Source organism: Phocaeicola sp., from assembly GCF_057861905.1.
Genome location: NZ_DBMACV010000026.1, coordinates 26,231 through 42,741 on the forward strand (window position 1 = coordinate 26,231; position 16,511 = coordinate 42,741).

Annotated in this window: 15 protein-coding genes; 7 read left to right on the top strand and 8 right to left on the bottom strand. The window is 38.5% G+C overall.

Annotated features, from left to right (window positions below; translation table 11 throughout):
- Window positions 1–37: 37 nt before the first annotated feature.
- Window positions 38–934 (bottom strand): PfkB family carbohydrate kinase, encoded by an 897-nt coding sequence (locus ACZM60_RS06965; RefSeq protein ID WP_340320047.1) that lies wholly within the window; start codon window positions 932–934, stop codon window positions 38–40.
- A gap of 249 nt (window positions 935–1,183) precedes the next feature.
- Here ACZM60_RS06965 and ACZM60_RS06970 point away from each other — a divergent pair, with 249 nt between their 5' ends.
- Window positions 1,184–2,491 carry an inositol-3-phosphate synthase gene (locus ACZM60_RS06970; protein ID WP_021970209.1) on the top strand — a complete coding sequence of 436 codons (1,308 nt, stop codon included), beginning with the start codon at window positions 1,184–1,186 and terminating at the stop codon, window positions 2,489–2,491.
- A gap of 188 nt (window positions 2,492–2,679) precedes the next feature.
- Here the strand turns inward: ACZM60_RS06970 and ACZM60_RS06975 are convergent, their stop codons facing one another.
- From ACZM60_RS06975 to ACZM60_RS06990, 4 genes are read right to left on the bottom strand one after another with little or no spacing between them, the layout of a single operon-like run.
- Entirely contained in the window at window positions 2,680–3,615 is a 936-nt protein-coding gene (locus ACZM60_RS06975; RefSeq protein ID WP_021970208.1) for a phosphoinositol dihydroceramide synthase, read from the bottom strand.
- 12 nt (window positions 3,616–3,627) lie between these two features.
- Entirely contained in the window at window positions 3,628–4,311 is a 684-nt protein-coding gene (locus ACZM60_RS06980) for a CDP-alcohol phosphatidyltransferase family protein (RefSeq protein ID WP_021970207.1), read from the bottom strand.
- On the bottom strand, window positions 4,289–4,762 hold the full coding sequence (locus ACZM60_RS06985; RefSeq protein WP_021970206.1) for a GtrA family protein: 474 nt from the start codon (window positions 4,760–4,762) through the stop codon (window positions 4,289–4,291). Before ACZM60_RS06985 ends, ACZM60_RS06980 begins: the two co-directional genes overlap by 23 nt.
- A 41-nt stretch (window positions 4,763–4,803) precedes the next feature.
- Window positions 4,804–5,283 (bottom strand): phosphatidylglycerophosphatase A family protein, encoded by a 480-nt coding sequence (locus tag ACZM60_RS06990; RefSeq protein ID WP_021970205.1) that lies wholly within the window; start codon window positions 5,281–5,283, stop codon window positions 4,804–4,806.
- Window positions 5,284–5,510: 227 nt separating this feature from the next.
- Here ACZM60_RS06990 and ACZM60_RS06995 point away from each other — a divergent pair, with 227 nt between their 5' ends.
- The 5 genes from ACZM60_RS06995 (at window position 5,511) to secG (ending at window position 11,306) form a co-directional block, all read left to right on the top strand.
- Window positions 5,511–8,144 carry a DUF5686 and carboxypeptidase-like regulatory domain-containing protein gene (locus tag ACZM60_RS06995; protein ID WP_489521136.1) on the top strand — a complete coding sequence of 878 codons (2,634 nt, stop codon included), beginning with the start codon at window positions 5,511–5,513 and terminating at the stop codon, window positions 8,142–8,144.
- Between the two features lie 66 nt (window positions 8,145–8,210).
- The gene (locus ACZM60_RS07000; RefSeq protein ID WP_489521137.1) at window positions 8,211–9,503 is read left to right on the top strand and encodes a sigma-54 interaction domain-containing protein; all 1,293 of its coding nucleotides are present in this window, start codon (window positions 8,211–8,213) and stop codon (window positions 9,501–9,503) included.
- Window positions 9,490–10,017 carry an LptE family protein gene (locus ACZM60_RS07005; protein WP_021970202.1) on the top strand — a complete coding sequence of 176 codons (528 nt, stop codon included), beginning with the start codon at window positions 9,490–9,492 and terminating at the stop codon, window positions 10,015–10,017. The genes ACZM60_RS07000 and ACZM60_RS07005 overlap by 14 nt, the downstream gene beginning before the upstream one ends.
- 11 nt (window positions 10,018–10,028) lie before the next feature.
- On the top strand, window positions 10,029–10,922 hold the full coding sequence (locus ACZM60_RS07010; RefSeq protein ID WP_489521138.1) for a DUF8458 domain-containing protein: 894 nt from the start codon (window positions 10,029–10,031) through the stop codon (window positions 10,920–10,922).
- Window positions 10,923–10,928: 6 nt separating this feature from the next.
- Window positions 10,929–11,306: a preprotein translocase subunit SecG gene (gene secG, locus ACZM60_RS07015; protein ID WP_021970200.1), complete on the top strand. Its 378-nt coding sequence runs from the start codon at window positions 10,929–10,931 to the stop codon at window positions 11,304–11,306.
- A gap of 349 nt (window positions 11,307–11,655) precedes the next feature.
- Here secG and ACZM60_RS07020 read toward each other — a convergent pair whose 3' ends face one another.
- Together ACZM60_RS07020 and ACZM60_RS07025 are read right to left on the bottom strand one after the other, a co-directional pair.
- A complete protein-coding gene (locus ACZM60_RS07020; protein ID WP_021970198.1) occupies window positions 11,656–12,210 on the bottom strand; it encodes an NADH peroxidase in 555 nt (184 codons plus the stop codon).
- Window positions 12,211–12,264: 54 nt separating this feature from the next.
- Window positions 12,265–12,684 (bottom strand): Fur family transcriptional regulator, encoded by a 420-nt coding sequence (locus tag ACZM60_RS07025; protein WP_021970197.1) that lies wholly within the window; start codon window positions 12,682–12,684, stop codon window positions 12,265–12,267.
- A 161-nt stretch (window positions 12,685–12,845) separates the two neighbouring features.
- On the opposite strand from ACZM60_RS07025, the gene ACZM60_RS07030 reads away from it, so the two are divergent.
- Window positions 12,846–14,780, top strand: coding sequence for an NAD(+) synthase (locus ACZM60_RS07030; protein ID WP_021970196.1), 1,935 nt, complete (start codon window positions 12,846–12,848; stop codon window positions 14,778–14,780).
- A 628-nt stretch (window positions 14,781–15,408) separates the two neighbouring features.
- On the opposite strand, the gene ACZM60_RS07035 is transcribed toward ACZM60_RS07030, so the two are convergent.
- On the bottom strand, window positions 15,409–15,822 hold the full coding sequence (locus ACZM60_RS07035; protein ID WP_489521139.1) for a hypothetical protein: 414 nt from the start codon (window positions 15,820–15,822) through the stop codon (window positions 15,409–15,411).
- Between the last annotated feature and the right edge of the window lie 689 nt (window positions 15,823–16,511).

A 16,511-nucleotide genomic window follows, 5' to 3' on the forward strand; every position in this document is an offset into this window, starting at 1 on the left:
GGAGAATTTCTCCGGCTTCTTCTTTATAATCTAACTGTTACAGCTTAACCGTTTTCAACCTGTTGCTTCTTATGATATTCCAAGCTTCTTCTTCAGTTCCGCTGAAAGGTCCTGATTTCTCTAATTTAATAGTAGACAGAGCAGCAGCAAAGCATCCGGCTTCTTCGTATGATGCATCTTTATTTCGCATATAAAGGTATCCCAACATGTAAGTATCTCCACACCCAGTTGCATCAACTACTTCTTTAGGAGGATAAGCTGGTATTTGATAGAAATCTCCTCCTGCATAAATGAGAGAACCTTCGCTACCTAATGTAAGTAACACTTCTTTTACGCCCCATTTGGATAATTGAAGAGCCGCAGCCTGGTAATCTGATAATCCTGTCAGAACTTTAGCTTCATGTTCATTTACTTTCAGAATATGAATATGTTTTAAAGCTTCTTCCTTTTCATTCCAGTCTACGGGATATACATTCTCACCTCTTACTTCACGTAAATAACCTTGCGCATCAACAGACAAGATCCCTTTTTTCGATAAAAATTTAATAACTTCTAATGAAAAATCATCTGATAAGAGACTACCCAAATGAAAAAAACGTGCTTCAGTTTGTTGTAACTTCTCAATGGTAAAAGGATCAGCCTTTGCTAATACCCGCTGAGTACGATTATTTTGATTTTCTCCATATGAGTTTTCAAAATACACTGTTTTCCGGCTGGGGATTACCTCTACATTTATTCCCTTTTGACTTAGTTCATCAACAGCTGTATACTCACTGGGAGCAAGTGAGGTGACAAGTTTATAATTTTTCCAATCATTCAGATGATAAATACCATGGGAGAAATAATAAGAAGTACCTCCCGGCATATAAGTTGTTTGTTTAGGAGTTATGATTTTATCCAATGTTATATGCCCGATGCAACAAATATCATTCATTATTAATAACTTTTTCATTATAAAAACGGGTGCAAAGATAGTGCTTTTTAATTTTAGAAAGGAGCCATATTCCTTTTTTTATCTGTCAGGAACCTTTATTTTATTGTCATTTTATACGAAATATTGTTCAATTTCTCCAAGTGCAGCATAAAAAAGAGGTAGTTTTTGCTTATTGTTTAAAACAAAAGTATAACTTTACAGCACGTAATATTACTTTGTTATTTGACAAACTAGAAAAACAAATTAGAAATGGAAAAAATGAATGTACAACCGGCTACCGGAAAACTCGGTGTGCTGTGTGTAGGTTTGGGAGCAGTAGCAACAACATTTATGACAGGTGTCTTGATGGTTCGTAAAGGATTGGCAAAGCCTGTCGGTTCAATGACTCAATACGATAAAATCCGTGTCGGACGTGGAGCCAATAAGAAATATCTTCATTATAATGAGATTGTACCAATCGCAAACTTAAATGATATCGTGTTTGGTGCATGGGATGTATATCCGGCAAATGCTTATGAGTCTGCAATGAACTGTGAAGTTTTAAAAGAAAAGGATATTAATCCTGTAAAAGATGAATTGGAAAAGATTGTTCCAATGAAGGCTGCGTTCGACCATAACTATGCAAAACGTCTGGATGGAAACAACGTAAAGGATTGTGCAACACGTTGGGATATGGTAGAAGAGTTGCGTAAAGATATCCGTAACTTTAAGGAAAAGAATGGCTGTAGCCGTATTGTAGTATTGTGGGCTGCTTCTACTGAAATTTATGTACCTGTATGTGAAGAAGTACATGGAACATTGGCTGCGTTGGAGCAGGCTATGAAAAATGACGATCGTGAGCATGTTGCTCCTTCTATGTGCTATGCATATGCAGCTTTGTCTGAAGGTGCTCCTTTTATTATGGGTGCTCCGAATACTACAGTTGATATTCCTGCTATGTGGGAAATGGCTGAAAAAACTAAGATGCCTATTGCCGGAAAGGACTTTAAGACAGGACAAACATTGGTTAAATCTGGATTTGCTCCGATTATCGGTACTCGTTGTTTAGGTTTGTCTGGATGGTTCTCAACCAATATCTTGGGTAACCGTGACGGACTGGTTTTGGATGAACCTGCAAACTTCCATACAAAAGAAGTCAGCAAATTGTCTACATTGGAATCTATTCTTGTCCCTGAAAAACAACCAGACTTGTATACCGATTATTATCATAAGGTACGTATTAACTATTATCCTCCTCGTAATGATAATAAGGAAGGGTGGGATAATATTGATATCTTTGGTTGGATGGGTTATCCAATGCAGATTAAAATTAATTTCTTGTGTCGTGATTCTATTTTGGCAGCACCATTATGTCTTGACTTAGTATTGTTGAGCGATTTGGCTGCACGTGCCGGACGTTATGGTATCCAGCGTTTCTTGAGTTTCTTCTTAAAGAGCCCGATGCACGATTATACAAAGAATGAAGTTCCTGTTAATCACTTGTTCCAGCAGTATGTAATGTTGAAGAATGCGCTTCGTGAGATGGGTGGTTATGAGGCAGATGAAGAAATCGATTGATTGACTTATAGTAGAAAATTTTTCATGAAATAAGGAAAGAGGCTGTTCCAACAAAAAGGAACGGCCTCTTTTTTATTAGATTAGATAATAAAAAATTCCTCTATATTGAGGTTAGGAATAGAGGAACTTCCTTAATAAGAATCAGTAGATGTTTAAAGTTCTAAGAACTTTATCTTGAAATACTTTTTTTATTCAATGTATTTTGTATAGCGTTGTACAAAATTGCGGAAATTGGGTATGCGCATTAAAATATATTCGAAACAACATATACCTAATAAGGCACATAAGATACCGAGTGTTACGTCGATTATATAATGGTGCCCGGAATATACAGCTGTGAACCAGATACCTATCATGATAAACGCAAATAAAGCTCGTAGCCAGTTACTGCATCGTGCCCGGAAAGAATAAAATAATGCTACAACCATATATGCCGAATGTAGCGATGGTACGGCTGCAAAAACATTAGCATTTCTTCCATATAACCCTTGGAAGACTGTAAGGCCCGTCATTGCATCAAATCGTCCTAAACCGGCAACATCGCCTGGAGTATTTAAAATCGGTTCAAAACCATAATTCATAACGTACCAAGGTGGAGCGGCAGGATGTATGTAGTATCCTGTGAATCCTATTAAATTGACAAACAGAAATACAAGTGCAAAGTGCAGATATGTTTTGCGCTGTCGATTAAAATAGAGTCCTAAACCAAATAAAATGGGTACAGGAACCCAACAAAGATAGAAAATTCCTGCCATAAAATCCATTACTTGACAGTGGTGGATATGGAAGAACTCGTTGGGAGTAAGAATTCCTTCGGCTGTGGCAATACCAAAAATGCTTTTCTCTGTTTCGTATAATCCTCGTACGTCAATTGGATTGACTTCGTAATTAGGTACAATTCTCATCCAGTCATAAGAAATTCCAAATATCGCAAAAGGGAGAAGAGCTACAACCAGCTTCCGCGTAGCTCGGCTAATTAAGAATAATACTGCAATAAAGCACCCCAGTCCTATGTGTTCGGGGCGAATGCCAATGAAGGCTGCAGTTACACTTATCCATGCTATAAGAGAAACGGCTAATATCACTATTTCCCTTGTAGAAGGCTTGTCAGTCATTATTTTCATATATGAATAATGTTATTTTTTGATGAGTTGTCTGCGACTGTATTCAATACGTGCGAAAGCTGTAATGTTGGCAAATATAGCAATGAAGCCCATTGGTATAATTAGAATAAGCATTGGGTCGAAAGATAAATGAGTACTTTGTGTTGCCACGATACCACATACCAGCAGACCTAAGCTTGTTAAAACGACCCGTTCTGGACGTTGCATAAATCCTATTTTACATTCCAGTCCAAGTCCCTCAGCACGAGCGCGTACGTAACTTACCATCAATGAACCAATAAGGGCTGCAAAGGTGATAATAGCTCCTATAGGATAATCATGTCCGATTAGACAAAAGCAGATACCACCTAAAGTAACTAACTCACTGTAACGGTCGAGCACGGAATCATACATGGCTCCGAATGTTGAAGCCATTCCTCCAATACGAGCAACCTGGCCGTCCATCATGTCGAATAAGGATGAACATAAGATGACTCCTCCTGCCCATCCTATTAACTTGTAATAGTCGGCTTCTTGATTTATACCTGCATAAATCAGAAGACAAGCTCCTGCCAGGTTTCCTAAAAATCCGATTGTTGTTACGATATTGGGAGTAATCCCAATTTTAATCATTCCATGAACCAAAGGATTGATAATTTTGTAAATTAATTGCTGGAGTGAATCGCGCAATTTCTTAGCTTGTTTTTTTATTTCCATGTTGGTGTGTGATTTGTTTTATTTTATTTTTTAATTTTTCATTAATATGTGCGTCTTTAAAAACAAATGTTTTATGTAAATTGTAATTCCATAAAATAGCAACTATTATTGATACGCTTATTTTAGCGACGATAAATGCGGTGGATTGGCTTACTGAAATGAAACTATTCTGCAATGTCAGAAATTCTGTCAGCAAATAAGTCCCCCATAAGTTCAGCCCAATACTGCCTATCCATACCAGGATATATTTTATCAAGACAGGTATGGGACTACAATCTTCAGTCTGGAAAGTCCATTTGTAATTAATGGCACAGTTTGTCAGACCTCCGCTGATAGAACCAATCAAAGTAGCATATACATAATATATATGTGCACATTGATTTAATAAGATACTGATCAGGAAGTCGACAAATGTAGCAATTTGTGCAGAAAGCTGAGCCCGGATGAACATAAACAGCCCTCCTTTTTTGCAGAGAGATATGAGTATATTTTTCACGCGCACAAAAATCGGTATATAAGAATTACTATTCCTCCATATATCCCAGAAAGGATATCATCCGCCATGATACCATATCCAGAAGGAAGTTTCTCTGCTTGCTTGATGCCTAAAGGCTTAACTATATCGAAAAAACGAAATAATAAGAATGCTGCAAACATATATCCTATATAGTTGCCGTCTGGTACAGCAAGTAAGGCAATCCATGTTCCCACCATCTCATCTATTACTACACGGGACGGATCTTTTCCCCAGTATTTTTCGGAAACTCCCGATGACCAGATTCCTAAAAAGGTAAATATGCAAACTAATAAAAGAGTGCATTGTAATGTTATGTAATAATCATTAAATAAAGATGCATATCCCCACCAGATAAGTGTAGCAAGTAGTGCACCTGCTGTACCTGGTGCTATAGGACTATATCCAGAACCGAAGCCGCTTGCTATCAGATTATGGAATAATGGCATTTTAGACATGTTTGCTAATTTTGATAATTATACGATTCTATTTTAAATTTGAGTTTACAAAATTACGCTTTTTATCTGAATTGACTTTCCTAAAAATCTAAATTAATTATAGTTAATACTGCATAAAAGACGGTCTATTTGTCGTTTTTATGTCTATTCGATTTGCCTAAAACAATAAAGAGCAGTAATTTCGCCTCTGTTTTGTATGAATATAGAAAAAGCGTATTAAGATTTTTATGGTAAAACGATTACTCCTTATAATGACATTGTGCGTTTGGGCTGTAGGTCTGTGTGCTCAGATTCATGGAGTTGTTATTGATTCCGATACGGGAGATCCAATTCCTTATTTAAATGTTTATTATGATGGAAAAGGTGTAGGTACAATCACAGATGTTGATGGAAATTATTCTATTGCTTATCATCCAGGATGGACAAAATTGACATTTTCAATGGTCGGATATGCTACACAGGTAGTAACAGTTTCTTCAAAGACTTCCGAATTGAATATTAGCATGAAAGCCGACTTGGTCCTTGATGAAGTTGTAGTAAAGCCTAAGCGTGAAAAGTACTCACGCAAGAATAATCCGGCTGTAGAACTGATGAAGAAGGTTATTGCTTCAAAAGAAAAAACAAATCTCGAGCAAAAGGACTACTATCATTACAATAAATATCAGAAGATTACTTTTGCAATGAATAATATTACCACTGATTCATTGCGAGAGTCATGGCTGTTTAAAAAATATCCTTTTTTCCGTGATCAGGTGGAACCGTGTGACGTGACAGGAAAGAACATATTGCCGCTTTCTGTTGACGAAACTGTATCTGAAAAAATATATAGAAAAGACCCGCATTCGGAAAAGACTATTATTCAGGGAATAAATTCTACAGGAGTCAATGAGCTTTTTAATACAGGAGATATGTTGACAACTGTATTGAAGGATGTTTTTCAGGATATTGATATTTATGAAGATCGTTTCCGTTTCTTACAGTACCCGTTCGATAGCCCCGTTTCGGATGCCGGTATCCGGTTTTATAAATTTTATATCATGGATACGGTATATGTAGAACGTGATAAATGTTTCCATTTATCTTTTGTTCCTAATAACTCTCAAGATTTTGGGTTTACAGGACATCTGTATATATTGGCAGACTCAACTTATCGTGTAAAGGAGTGTAAGTTGAATTTGCCTAAGAAAACTGATATCAACTTTGTCGATAACATGATTATTGACCAAAAGTTTGGTGAATTGCCTACCGGTGAATGGACTTTACTGGAAGATGATATGTTGTGCGAACTTTCTTATTTGAAAAAAGTATTGGGGTCTTATCTGGTACGTCGTACGACTCGTTATTTTGATTTCGCTTTTGATCCTTTGCCCGATAAATTATTTAAAAAGAAGGGTGATGAAATTAAAGACGTCAATGCGATGATGCGTGATGATCAGTATTGGAGTCAGTACAGGCAGGAAGACTTGACGAAGTCAGAGAGCCGAATGGAAAGTTTTGTCGATGATTTGACAAAGATAAAAGGCTTTAAATATATCATGTTTGTCTTGAAAGCCTTTATTGAGAACTTTGTGGAAACCAGTACGCCAGATAGTAAGGTGGATATCGGACCGATTAATACCATGATTACTTCAAACTATATTGATGGTCTTCGCTTGCGTGCTTCGGCTCAGACTACAGCAAATTTGAATCCGCATTTGTTCCTGAAAGGATATTATGCTTATGGTTTCAAAGATCAGAAATCAAAATATATGGGTGAAGTGGAATATTCATTCGATAAAAAAGGATATTTGCCACGTGAGTTTCCTAAACACTCAGTAACTTTTACCTATCAGTATGATAACATGTTACCTTCTGATAAGTTTATCAATACAGATAAGGATAATGTGTTTACATCGTTGAAGGTTTGTACAGTAGACCAGTATAATTATGAGCGTAAGGCTACTATTAAATATGAGCGTGAACGTGAGTTTGGCTTTAAGACAACAGCGATGGTACGTTACGCCAATTATGAGCCTTGTGGTGAATTGTTTTATCGTACGATGGCTGGTGAAAGTGCTTTGCAGGCTCAGATAGCCGATCAGCAGCTTCAGGGACAGAAATGGGTGCGTTCTCCATTTAATACGCATGACATTACAGTGGCTGAAGCATCTCTGGCTTTCCGCTACGCGCCGGGGGAAACTTTTGTAAATACTAAGCAGCGGCGTTTGCCTATTAATTTGGATGCTCCGGTGTTTACGCTGCAGCATACTTTGGCTTTGAAGGGAGTATTGGGAGGTGACTATACCTATAATGTGACAGAAGCAAGTGTTTATAAACGCTTCTGGTTTAGCTCATGGGGAAACGTTGATGCTCGTTTAAAAGGGGGGATTCAATGGAATAAAGTACCTTTCCCATTGTTGATTATGCCTGCTGCCAATCTTTCTTATATCATTGAAGATGAGACATTCAATTTGATAAATAACATGGAGTTCCTGAATGACCGTTATGCTTCTTTGGATGTTTCCTGGAATATGCAGGGTAAGTTGTTCAATCGTATTCCTTTGCTTAAAAAATTGAAATGGCGTGAATTTATCGGCGTAAAATGTTTGTGGGGAACCCTGACAGATAAAAACAATCCATTTCTGGAATGTAATAAGAACGATGATGTTCTGATGATGTTCCCTGGACATTATGATGAAACAGGTCGATATAATTATTCTAGTAATGTTATGGATCCTAAAAAACCGTACGTAGAAATTTCGGCAGGAATACATAATATCTTTAAGCTTTTGCATATTGAGTATGTACGTCGTTTGAATTATAATAATCTCCCGACGGCTAATAAATGGGGTATTCGTTTTATGATTCGTACCGTATTTTAATTTTCCTGTCAAAATTACCCGATATGCTAAACTTTTTGTAATTTTGTCATATATTGACTACGAGATATGATAAAATCGGAGATACAAAATATAAAGCTGCGATTTGGTATTATAGGTAATGCCGAAGGCTTGAATCGGGCAATTGATATTGCGATGCAGGTGGCTCCAACAGACTTGTCTGTTTTGGTGACAGGAGAAAGTGGAGTAGGTAAAGAAAGTTTTCCTCAGATTATCCATCAGTTCAGTCGCCGTAAACATGGACCTTATATAGCGGTGAACTGTGGTGCGATACCTGAAGGTACAATCGATTCAGAACTTTTCGGGCACGAGAAGGGAGCATTTACTGGAGCCATCAGCGACCGCAATGGATATTTTGCGGAAGCTAATGGAGGAACGATCTTCTTGGATGAAGTGGGAGAGCTTCCTTTATCAACTCAGGCTCGTCTGTTGCGTGTGCTGGAATCTGGGGAATATATAAAGGTGGGTTCGTCAAAGGTACAAAAGACAGATGTTCGTATTGTAGCAGCCACCAATGTAAACTTCACGGATGCTATAGCAGAAGGACGCTTTCGTGAAGACTTGTATTACCGTTTAAATACAGTGCCTATCAAGGTTCCTCCTTTGCGTGAACGTCCGGATGACATTGCTTTGTTATTTCGGAAGTTTGCTTCTGACTTTGCGGAGAAGTATCACATGCCGGCTATTCAGTTAACAGACGAAGCAAAGCGTATGCTTGTTTCTTATTCATGGCCGGGAAACATTCGCCAGCTGAAGAATATAACGGAGCAGATTTCTATTATTGAAACTAATCGAGATATTACTGCAGATATTTTACAAGGGTATTTGCCTGCTCAAGCAGCTTCCCGTTTCCCTACTTTATTTGGTGGAAAGAATACGTCTAACGGTAAAGGATTTGAAAGTGAACGTGAAATACTTTATCAGGTATTGTTCGATATGCGGCGGGATGTTACTGAATTAAAGAAGTTGGTACATGATATTATGGCCGAACGTGGTGGAACTCAAATGAATCATCCCTCCGAAACCTCCGTTCATTATTTACAGAATCCGGTAGGAGTTGTGCAAGATCCTCCGGTTGTAATGACTTCTGTGCCTATGGTCAATACTTCTGTACCGGCCGTTAATCATATCTCTCCGGTAAAAGTTTCACCCGAGGAAGTTCCTGAAGTACAAGACACAGAGGAATATGTAGAAGAAAATCTTTCGCTGGATGAAGTAGAAAAGGAAATGATTCGGAAGGCATTGGAACGTCATCATGGAAAGCGTAAAAATGCAGCAAATGATTTAAAAATCTCAGAGCGGACACTCTATCGTAAAATAAAAGAATATGGGCTTGATTAAAAAGTATTATAGACTGGTTTCTGTATTGTCGGTGGCTGTTTGTATATTGGCAGCATGTACCGTATCGTATAAATTCAATGGTGCCTCAATCAACTATGATAAGGTAAAAACCATTTCTTTCGAGAATTTTCCTAATCGCTCGGCGGCATTTGTATGGGGCCCCATGGAATCGATGTTTAATACAGCCTTGCAAGATATCTATATGCAGCAAACCCGTTTAAAGCATGTAAGGCAGGGAGGGGATTTGGAATTATCAGGTGAGATAACCAATTATGATGCTTACAATAAAGGTGTTGGCTCGGATGGTTATTCTACAATGGCAGAATTGAGAATGACGGTCAATGTGCGTTTTGTGAATAATACCAATCATGCAGAAGATTTCGAACAGCAGTTCTCTGCAAGTCGTGAGTATAATGCCAGTCAGCAGTTGGCCTCTGTTCAGGAAGATTTAGTTAATCAGATGATTGATGAGATTGTAGAACAAATATTTAATGCTACTGTAGCGAACTGGTAATTTATTTTAAGATGATTCAGCAACGTTTACATGAATGGATACTGCATCCAGAGTACTTGAATAAAGATAGCTTGTTCGAACTGAGAGGGCTGGTAGCTCGCTATCCTTATTTCCAGACCGCCCGTTTGCTTTATCTTAAAAATTTGTTTCTGCTGCAGGATGCCAGCTTTAAGGAGGAATTGAGGAAAAGTGCATTGTATATAGCTGATTTGAGTGTACTTTTCTATTATATTGAAGGAGAACGCTTGGTTATCAAGAAGCATTCTTCGGAAAAAACATTAGCGGAAGAAAATCAGTCATCCGATCGTACCTTGGATTTAATAGACCGCTTTTTATCCGATTTATCGGAAGAACCTGCCATGGATTTGCCTTTACCTTCGGAGGTAAGTGTTGATTATACTTCTATTTTATTGCAGGAACCCGATGATACTTCTACAAAACCGGTAATGCTGAAAGGGCAGGAATTGATTGATAATTTCATTGAAAAATCAGAAATATCAACTACGGGTGTTGTGAAGCAGAGTGATACTTTATTGCAGGAGGCTGGAAGGGATTTGGATGATGATGATAAGAATACAGCTTTAGAGGAAGTGAAATTGCCGGAGGTTGATTCTACAGAAAAGACCTCCTTGACTGATGATTCCTCAGTATCGGATCAGGAAGAAGTAGGCACAACGGAAGCGGATTCGTTAGAACCCGAAGAAGGGCCTGAAAAGCTTGACGATGAATTGGATGAAAGTTATTTTACCGAAACACTGGCAAAAATTTACGTAAAACAGCAAAGATATGATAAAGCTCTCGAAATTATTAAAAAATTAAATTTGAAATATCCAAAAAAAAATGCTTACTTTGCAGACCAAATAAGATTTTTAGAAAAATTGATTATTAACGCTAAATCAAAATAAAAGAAAATGTATTTATTATTTGTTGGATTAATCGTACTTGCAGCTGTGTTAATGTGCTTTGTCGTATTGATACAGAATTCTAAAGGAGGAGGACTTTCTTCTAGTTTTGCTGCCTCAAATCAGATTATGGGTGTTCGCAAAACAACAGATTTCATTGAGAAACTGACTTGGGGACTGGCTATTTTTATGGTTGTAGTAAGCGTTGCGACTGCTTATGTTATTCCTAGTGCCAATGAAGGTTCATCTGTTATAATGGATCAAGCTGTGAAAGAACAGAAAACAAATCCGTTGAATGCTCCTGCAGGATTTGCAGCTCCTCAGTCGGATGCTGCGACAGATCAGCCTGCTGCTGCTCCTGCTGCCAAAGATTCTGCTGCTAATTAATAAAAAATATATTGCAGAATGAAGCGATTCCCGAGAACGGAGTCGCTTTTTTTATTGTCGGAAGTGGAGAATATTATCGATCAAGGCTCTGAAATGAATGTGAGATTCAGGGATAGAATCTGTAACGCTTATCAGATTCCTGATACCATTCTGTATTGGCAACTTGGAAGTTGTATTGTTGAGGGAAAGAAGCGGTAGTCAAGTATATTAGTCGTTTCTGTATTATAAATTACGTATCAGGGAATATGAAATATTGGATTCGTTGGAATGGAAAGGTGCATTAAAAAAGAAAGGAGATCACTCCTTTTGACAGAATGACCTCCTCTCCGATAAATTATGGTAGGAAATATTATTTCTTGAAATATCTGTTGTACAGACCTTCGAAACCTTTACCATGACGAGCTTCATCTTTAGCCATTTCATGAACAGTATCGTGAATTGCATCCAGATTCAGCTGTTTTGCACGAGTAGCGATACGTTTCTTGTCTTCACAAGCGCCGCATTCAGCGTTCATACGTTTTTCCAAGTTAGTTTTTGTATCCCATACGCAATCACCCAGCAATTCTGCAAATTTTGCAGCGTGTTCTGCTTCTTCCCATGCGTAGCGTTTGAAAGCTTCAGCTACTTCAGGATAGCCTTCACGGTCTGCCTGACGGCTCATAGCCAAATACATACCAACTTCTGTGCATTCGCCCATGAAATGGTTGTTCAGGTCTTTAATCATTTCGTCATCGCAACCTTTGGCTACGCCGATAACATGTTCGTCAACGAATTGCAGACCACCTTCTGCTGATTCTTCCAGTTCTTTGAATTTAGAAGCAGGAGCTTTACACATAGGGCATTTTTCAGGAGCTGTTTCACCTTCATAGATGTAACCACATACAGTACAGATAAATTTTTTCATAAGTCAAAAAAAATTTTAGTTATTAGTAATATTTCATTTAGCCTTGTATGGCTATTAATTTCCGTTTTCTTTTCCTAAACATTCCGGACAGACACCTTTATAGTAGTGGTGAATTTCTTCTATCTGGAATCCGTTTTTATTCAGCGATTCGATGTCTTCACTTTCAGATTTCATCGGGATATCATATATTTTTCCGCATGTCTTGCACTGAAAATGTGCGTGCATCGACGTGTCGCCGTCGAAACAGGCATTACGTTCATCGATGGTTAACATGCGCGCTGCTCCATGCTCGATGAATAACTTCAGTGTATTATACACTGTCGTTTTCGAAAGTGTAGGTATATCTTTACATAGCGCAAGATATATCTCATCGATACACGGATGAGTATGATGCTTCAGCAAGTAGTCCATAATTGCAATGCGTTGTACGGACGGCTTAATATTATAGCTAAGCAGATATTCGTATACGTTCATGTTATTTTTTATATTTTGTAATTGTTACAATTTTAATTCTTTGGCAAAGATATAAAGATTTTCTTAAATACCAAAGCAAAGTTAGTTTTTTTATTTTTCGCCTTTCGGTCCGTAAATAATTTCTATCTTTGCAGATATACATTATTTATATAACAACTTATATGAAATATGGTTTTGTAAAAGTGGCGGCTGCTATACCTTTGGTGAAGGTTGCCGACTGCCAGTTCAATGCACAGCAGGCAAGTAGATTGATAATTGATGCCGAATCGAAAGGAGTGCAGGTTATAATTTTCCCGGAATTGAATCTTACGGGATATTCATGTGGCGATTTGTTTGGACAGTCTTTATTGCTTGAACAGGCAGAAATGGCTTTGATGCAAGTCATGAATGAGACTCGTCAGTTAGATATTATATCGATAGTAGGGATGCCTGTCGTTGTTAATTCGACATTGATGAACTGTGCTGTGGCTTTTCAACGTGGTAAGATATTGGGAGTTGTTCCTAAAACATATTTGCCGAACTATAAGGAATTTTATGAACAACGCTGGTTTGCACCTTCTACGGCTCATCCGGATGATGTGATGGTACGTTTGTGTGGTCAGCAGGTGCCGGTCAGTGCTAATTTGATATTTGAATCGGCTGAGTTATGTTTTGGCATAGAAATATGCGAAGATGTCTGGGCTACTATACCTCCCAGTTCTAAATTGGCTCTTCAGGGGGCAGATGTAATTTTCAATATGTCGGCCGATACTGAAAATATTTGTAAGCATCAGTATTTGCGCTCACTCATTGCCCAGCAGTCGGCACGTTGCTTGTCGGGATATGTGTTTGCTTCATCTGGTTTTGGTGAGTCTACAACCGACGTCGTATTTGCGGGAAATGCTTTTATCTATGAGAATGGTACATTACTGGCTGCTTCCGAAAGATTTTCTTTCGAAGAACAGTTGGTCATCAGCGAAATTGACGTGGAACGTTTGCGGAGTGAACGAATGCTGAATACTACATTCTCTGCCAGCGTACGGGCTTACAAGGATTGTCCGGTGAAGCGTATTCCTGTGGAACTTGCCCAGACAGGGGATGAATGTACCTTGACTCGTCCGGTCGAACCGCATCCGTTTGTCCCGGAAGGCGGTAAGCTGTTAGATGAACGTTGCGAGGAAATTTTCTCCATTCAGGTGGCTGGTTTGGCAAAACGGCTTGTACATACCGGATGCAAGACGGTAGTGGTCGGTATTTCCGGGGGACTGGATTCTACACTGGCACTATTGGTGTGTGTGAAGACCTTCGATAAGTTGGGGCTTTCCCGCAGTGGTATTGTAGGTATCACTATGCCTGGTTTTGGAACAACTGATCGTACCTATCATAATGCTTTGGATTTGATGCATTCTTTGCAGGTTACGGTAAAGGAAATCAGTATACGTGATGCATGTATTCAGCATTTTAAGGATATAGATCACGATATGAGTGTGCATGATGTGACATATGAGAATGGCCAGGCGCGGGAGCGTACTCAAATTTTGATGGATTATGCCAATAAAGTGGGAGGGCTGGTCATTGGTACGGGAGATCTTTCCGAACTGGCACTGGGCTGGGCTACATACAATGGTGACCATATGTCTATGTATGGAGTCAATTCAAGCATTCCGAAAACTCTAGTTCGTTATCTGGTTACTTGGGTAGCGGAAACAGGAGTTGATGAAGAATCGCGTGCTACACTTCTTGATATTATTGATACACCTATTAGTCCTGAGTTGATTCCTGCTGACGAAAATGGTAATATCAAGCAGAAAACGGAGGATTTGGTAGGGCCTTACGAATTGCATGATTTCTTCCTGTTTCATTTCTTGCGCTTTGGTTCTCGCCCTGCGAAGATTTTTTATTTGGCGGAAATTGCCTTTCGTGGAGTATACGACAGAGATACAATAAAGAAATGGCTTACGAATTTCTGCCGTCGCTTTTTCAATCAGCAGTTCAAGCGTTCTTGTCTGCCCGATGGTCCTAAGGTTGGTTCCGTATCTTTAAGTCCTCGTGGTGACTGGCGCATGCCGAGTGATGCAAGTTCGGCTTTGTGGCTGCAAGAATGTGAACAGTTATAACTTACAATAAGCGTATCGTATAATAGGCCTCTGGCGGATAAACGTCGGAGGCTTTTTATTTTTGTTGTTATTGATCAGCAGAATAGCCTTAGCGATTGGTGTCTTTTGCATATTGGGGGAAGTAGGAGCTGTAGATGTCTATTGCTGTCTGTTATTTATTAGTGAAGTTTTTAGCAGGGTAAGTCCGGTAGGAGGGAGGAGCAATGCTCGTTCGGTATAATCTGATAGTTGTATTTTCGATAGTATTTTTGTTTACAGGGTGCGTAATGCTTATTTATGAAATGATGGATAGTTCATGTAAATGAAACTCAGCCTATATGTGCGTTTACATTTTTGGAGGTATTTTTATCAATAAGTCGGACTAAGTTGTTTGCTGGAAAATATGTATATGCTATTAATCGGGGAGCTACATTGTAGACACTTTTGATAACGAATAAGATAATTCTCGGATAATCTGCAAAATAAAATTTATAAATTTATGTGAGAGTGAAATATTTTTGCGTGAGTTTGAATCGGTCAACTGGTGAGAAGAATGTGGAACTGAATACTATCGTTCTATTCTTTTTCATATTCTTCTATTTCAGGAGAAAAATCATCTTTTATATTCTTTTTAAAGGCTTTGTTGCTTTTAAGATTTATAATTATTATCCAGTTTTATAAATTCACTTGCTTTTTCAGGAAAAGGTTCTTTTTCCTTTCGGATTTTCTCCCGCTGTTTTGGTCTTGTTTTGTACAAAAAAAATTGTTTTTGCACAAAACTCAAAAACTTTTGTACAGAATCCGTAAGACTTTTGGGTATGTTTTTCTTGGATATTGCTGTCGTTGTTTTTTCCGGATACTGCTGTTGTTTTTCTTGCATGTTGCTGTAGTTCTCTTCGGATGCTGCCGTCGTTTTCTCCGGACATTGCTGTTGTTTTCTCCGTATGTTGTTGCCGTTTCCCTCGGCTTCTGCCGTTTTTGTTTCATGCTTTTGTACAAAAACTTTTGGAATTTGTACAAAACACAATATTTTTTGTACAAAAAGCGGAGAGAATTTCAACATGTCTTTTCAGTTTTTTCCGGATATATTTTATCCGGACCTCGAACTTTTTTGCTTTTTTCCTTGACTATTGCCAATAGAAAGAGCTGTTTCTGAATATCTGACTGCCCTCAAATGGCAGGATTTATCCTTGTCAGCCGTATGTTTTTCATGCCTTTTTCGGGCGGCTTGATAGATTTTTGGGTTTCTTCCTGCTTCTTTTCCTGCATTTTTCTGTTGTCTGCCGACAAAAAAAGCTCTGTTGTTCTTTCATCCGGATCATCCGTTTTCGAGATTTTTTCGCTTCATCGGGATATTTTTTTGTCCAGTGCTGAGAAATTTTTTCATCCCATTCCCGTTTTTTCAGTGCTTTTCCTGAATTCTTTTCGAAGGAAAAGCCTGTTTTTTTCGGCTTCCGCTTCCCGTTTCCGGGCATTTTTCCCTTACCTTTCGAATCATTTTCAAGTTTTTTCCGTACAGTGTGGGAAATTTTTTTCTCCGTATCCATAATTTTTCCACTTTTCTCAGGACTTTCCGGAGGGAATTTATCAGCTATTCCGGCATTTTGGGGTTTCCGGAGCATTCTTTTCTGCCTGTTTTGTACAGGTGCCCGCCGTGTTTTTTCCCCGTCATCCCGATTTTTATCCGGAATCTTTTGCGTTTTACGGATGCTGCTTGCTGTTTTTTTATCAGCCATTCCGGTATTTTTCGGT

Excerpts from the sequence above, each read along its gene's own strand:
- ACZM60_RS06965 (WP_340320047.1), bottom strand. The coding sequence starts at position 934 with ATGAATGATATTTGTTGCATCGGGCATATAACATTGGATAAAATCATA.
- ACZM60_RS06970 (WP_021970209.1), top strand. The coding sequence starts at position 1,184 with ATGGAAAAAATGAATGTACAACCGGCTACCGGAAAACTCGGTGTGCTG.
- ACZM60_RS06975 (WP_021970208.1), bottom strand. The coding sequence starts at position 3,615 with ATGAAAATAATGACTGACAAGCCTTCTACAAGGGAAATAGTGATATTA.
- ACZM60_RS06980 (WP_021970207.1), bottom strand. The coding sequence starts at position 4,311 with ATGGAAATAAAAAAACAAGCTAAGAAATTGCGCGATTCACTCCAGCAA.
- ACZM60_RS06985 (WP_021970206.1), bottom strand. The coding sequence starts at position 4,762 with ATGTTCATCCGGGCTCAGCTTTCTGCACAAATTGCTACATTTGTCGAC.
- ACZM60_RS06990 (WP_021970205.1), bottom strand. The coding sequence starts at position 5,283 with ATGTCTAAAATGCCATTATTCCATAATCTGATAGCAAGCGGCTTCGGT.
- ACZM60_RS06995 (WP_489521136.1), top strand. The coding sequence starts at position 5,511 with ATGGTAAAACGATTACTCCTTATAATGACATTGTGCGTTTGGGCTGTA.
- ACZM60_RS07000 (WP_489521137.1), top strand. The coding sequence starts at position 8,211 with ATGATAAAATCGGAGATACAAAATATAAAGCTGCGATTTGGTATTATA.
- ACZM60_RS07005 (WP_021970202.1), top strand. The coding sequence starts at position 9,490 with ATGGGCTTGATTAAAAAGTATTATAGACTGGTTTCTGTATTGTCGGTG.
- ACZM60_RS07010 (WP_489521138.1), top strand. The coding sequence starts at position 10,029 with ATGATTCAGCAACGTTTACATGAATGGATACTGCATCCAGAGTACTTG.
- secG (WP_021970200.1), top strand. The coding sequence starts at position 10,929 with ATGTATTTATTATTTGTTGGATTAATCGTACTTGCAGCTGTGTTAATG.
- ACZM60_RS07020 (WP_021970198.1), bottom strand. The coding sequence starts at position 12,210 with ATGAAAAAATTTATCTGTACTGTATGTGGTTACATCTATGAAGGTGAA.
- ACZM60_RS07025 (WP_021970197.1), bottom strand. The coding sequence starts at position 12,684 with ATGAACGTATACGAATATCTGCTTAGCTATAATATTAAGCCGTCCGTA.
- ACZM60_RS07030 (WP_021970196.1), top strand. The coding sequence starts at position 12,846 with ATGAAATATGGTTTTGTAAAAGTGGCGGCTGCTATACCTTTGGTGAAG.
- ACZM60_RS07035 (WP_489521139.1), bottom strand. The coding sequence starts at position 15,822 with ATGTTGAAATTCTCTCCGCTTTTTGTACAAAAAATATTGTGTTTTGTA.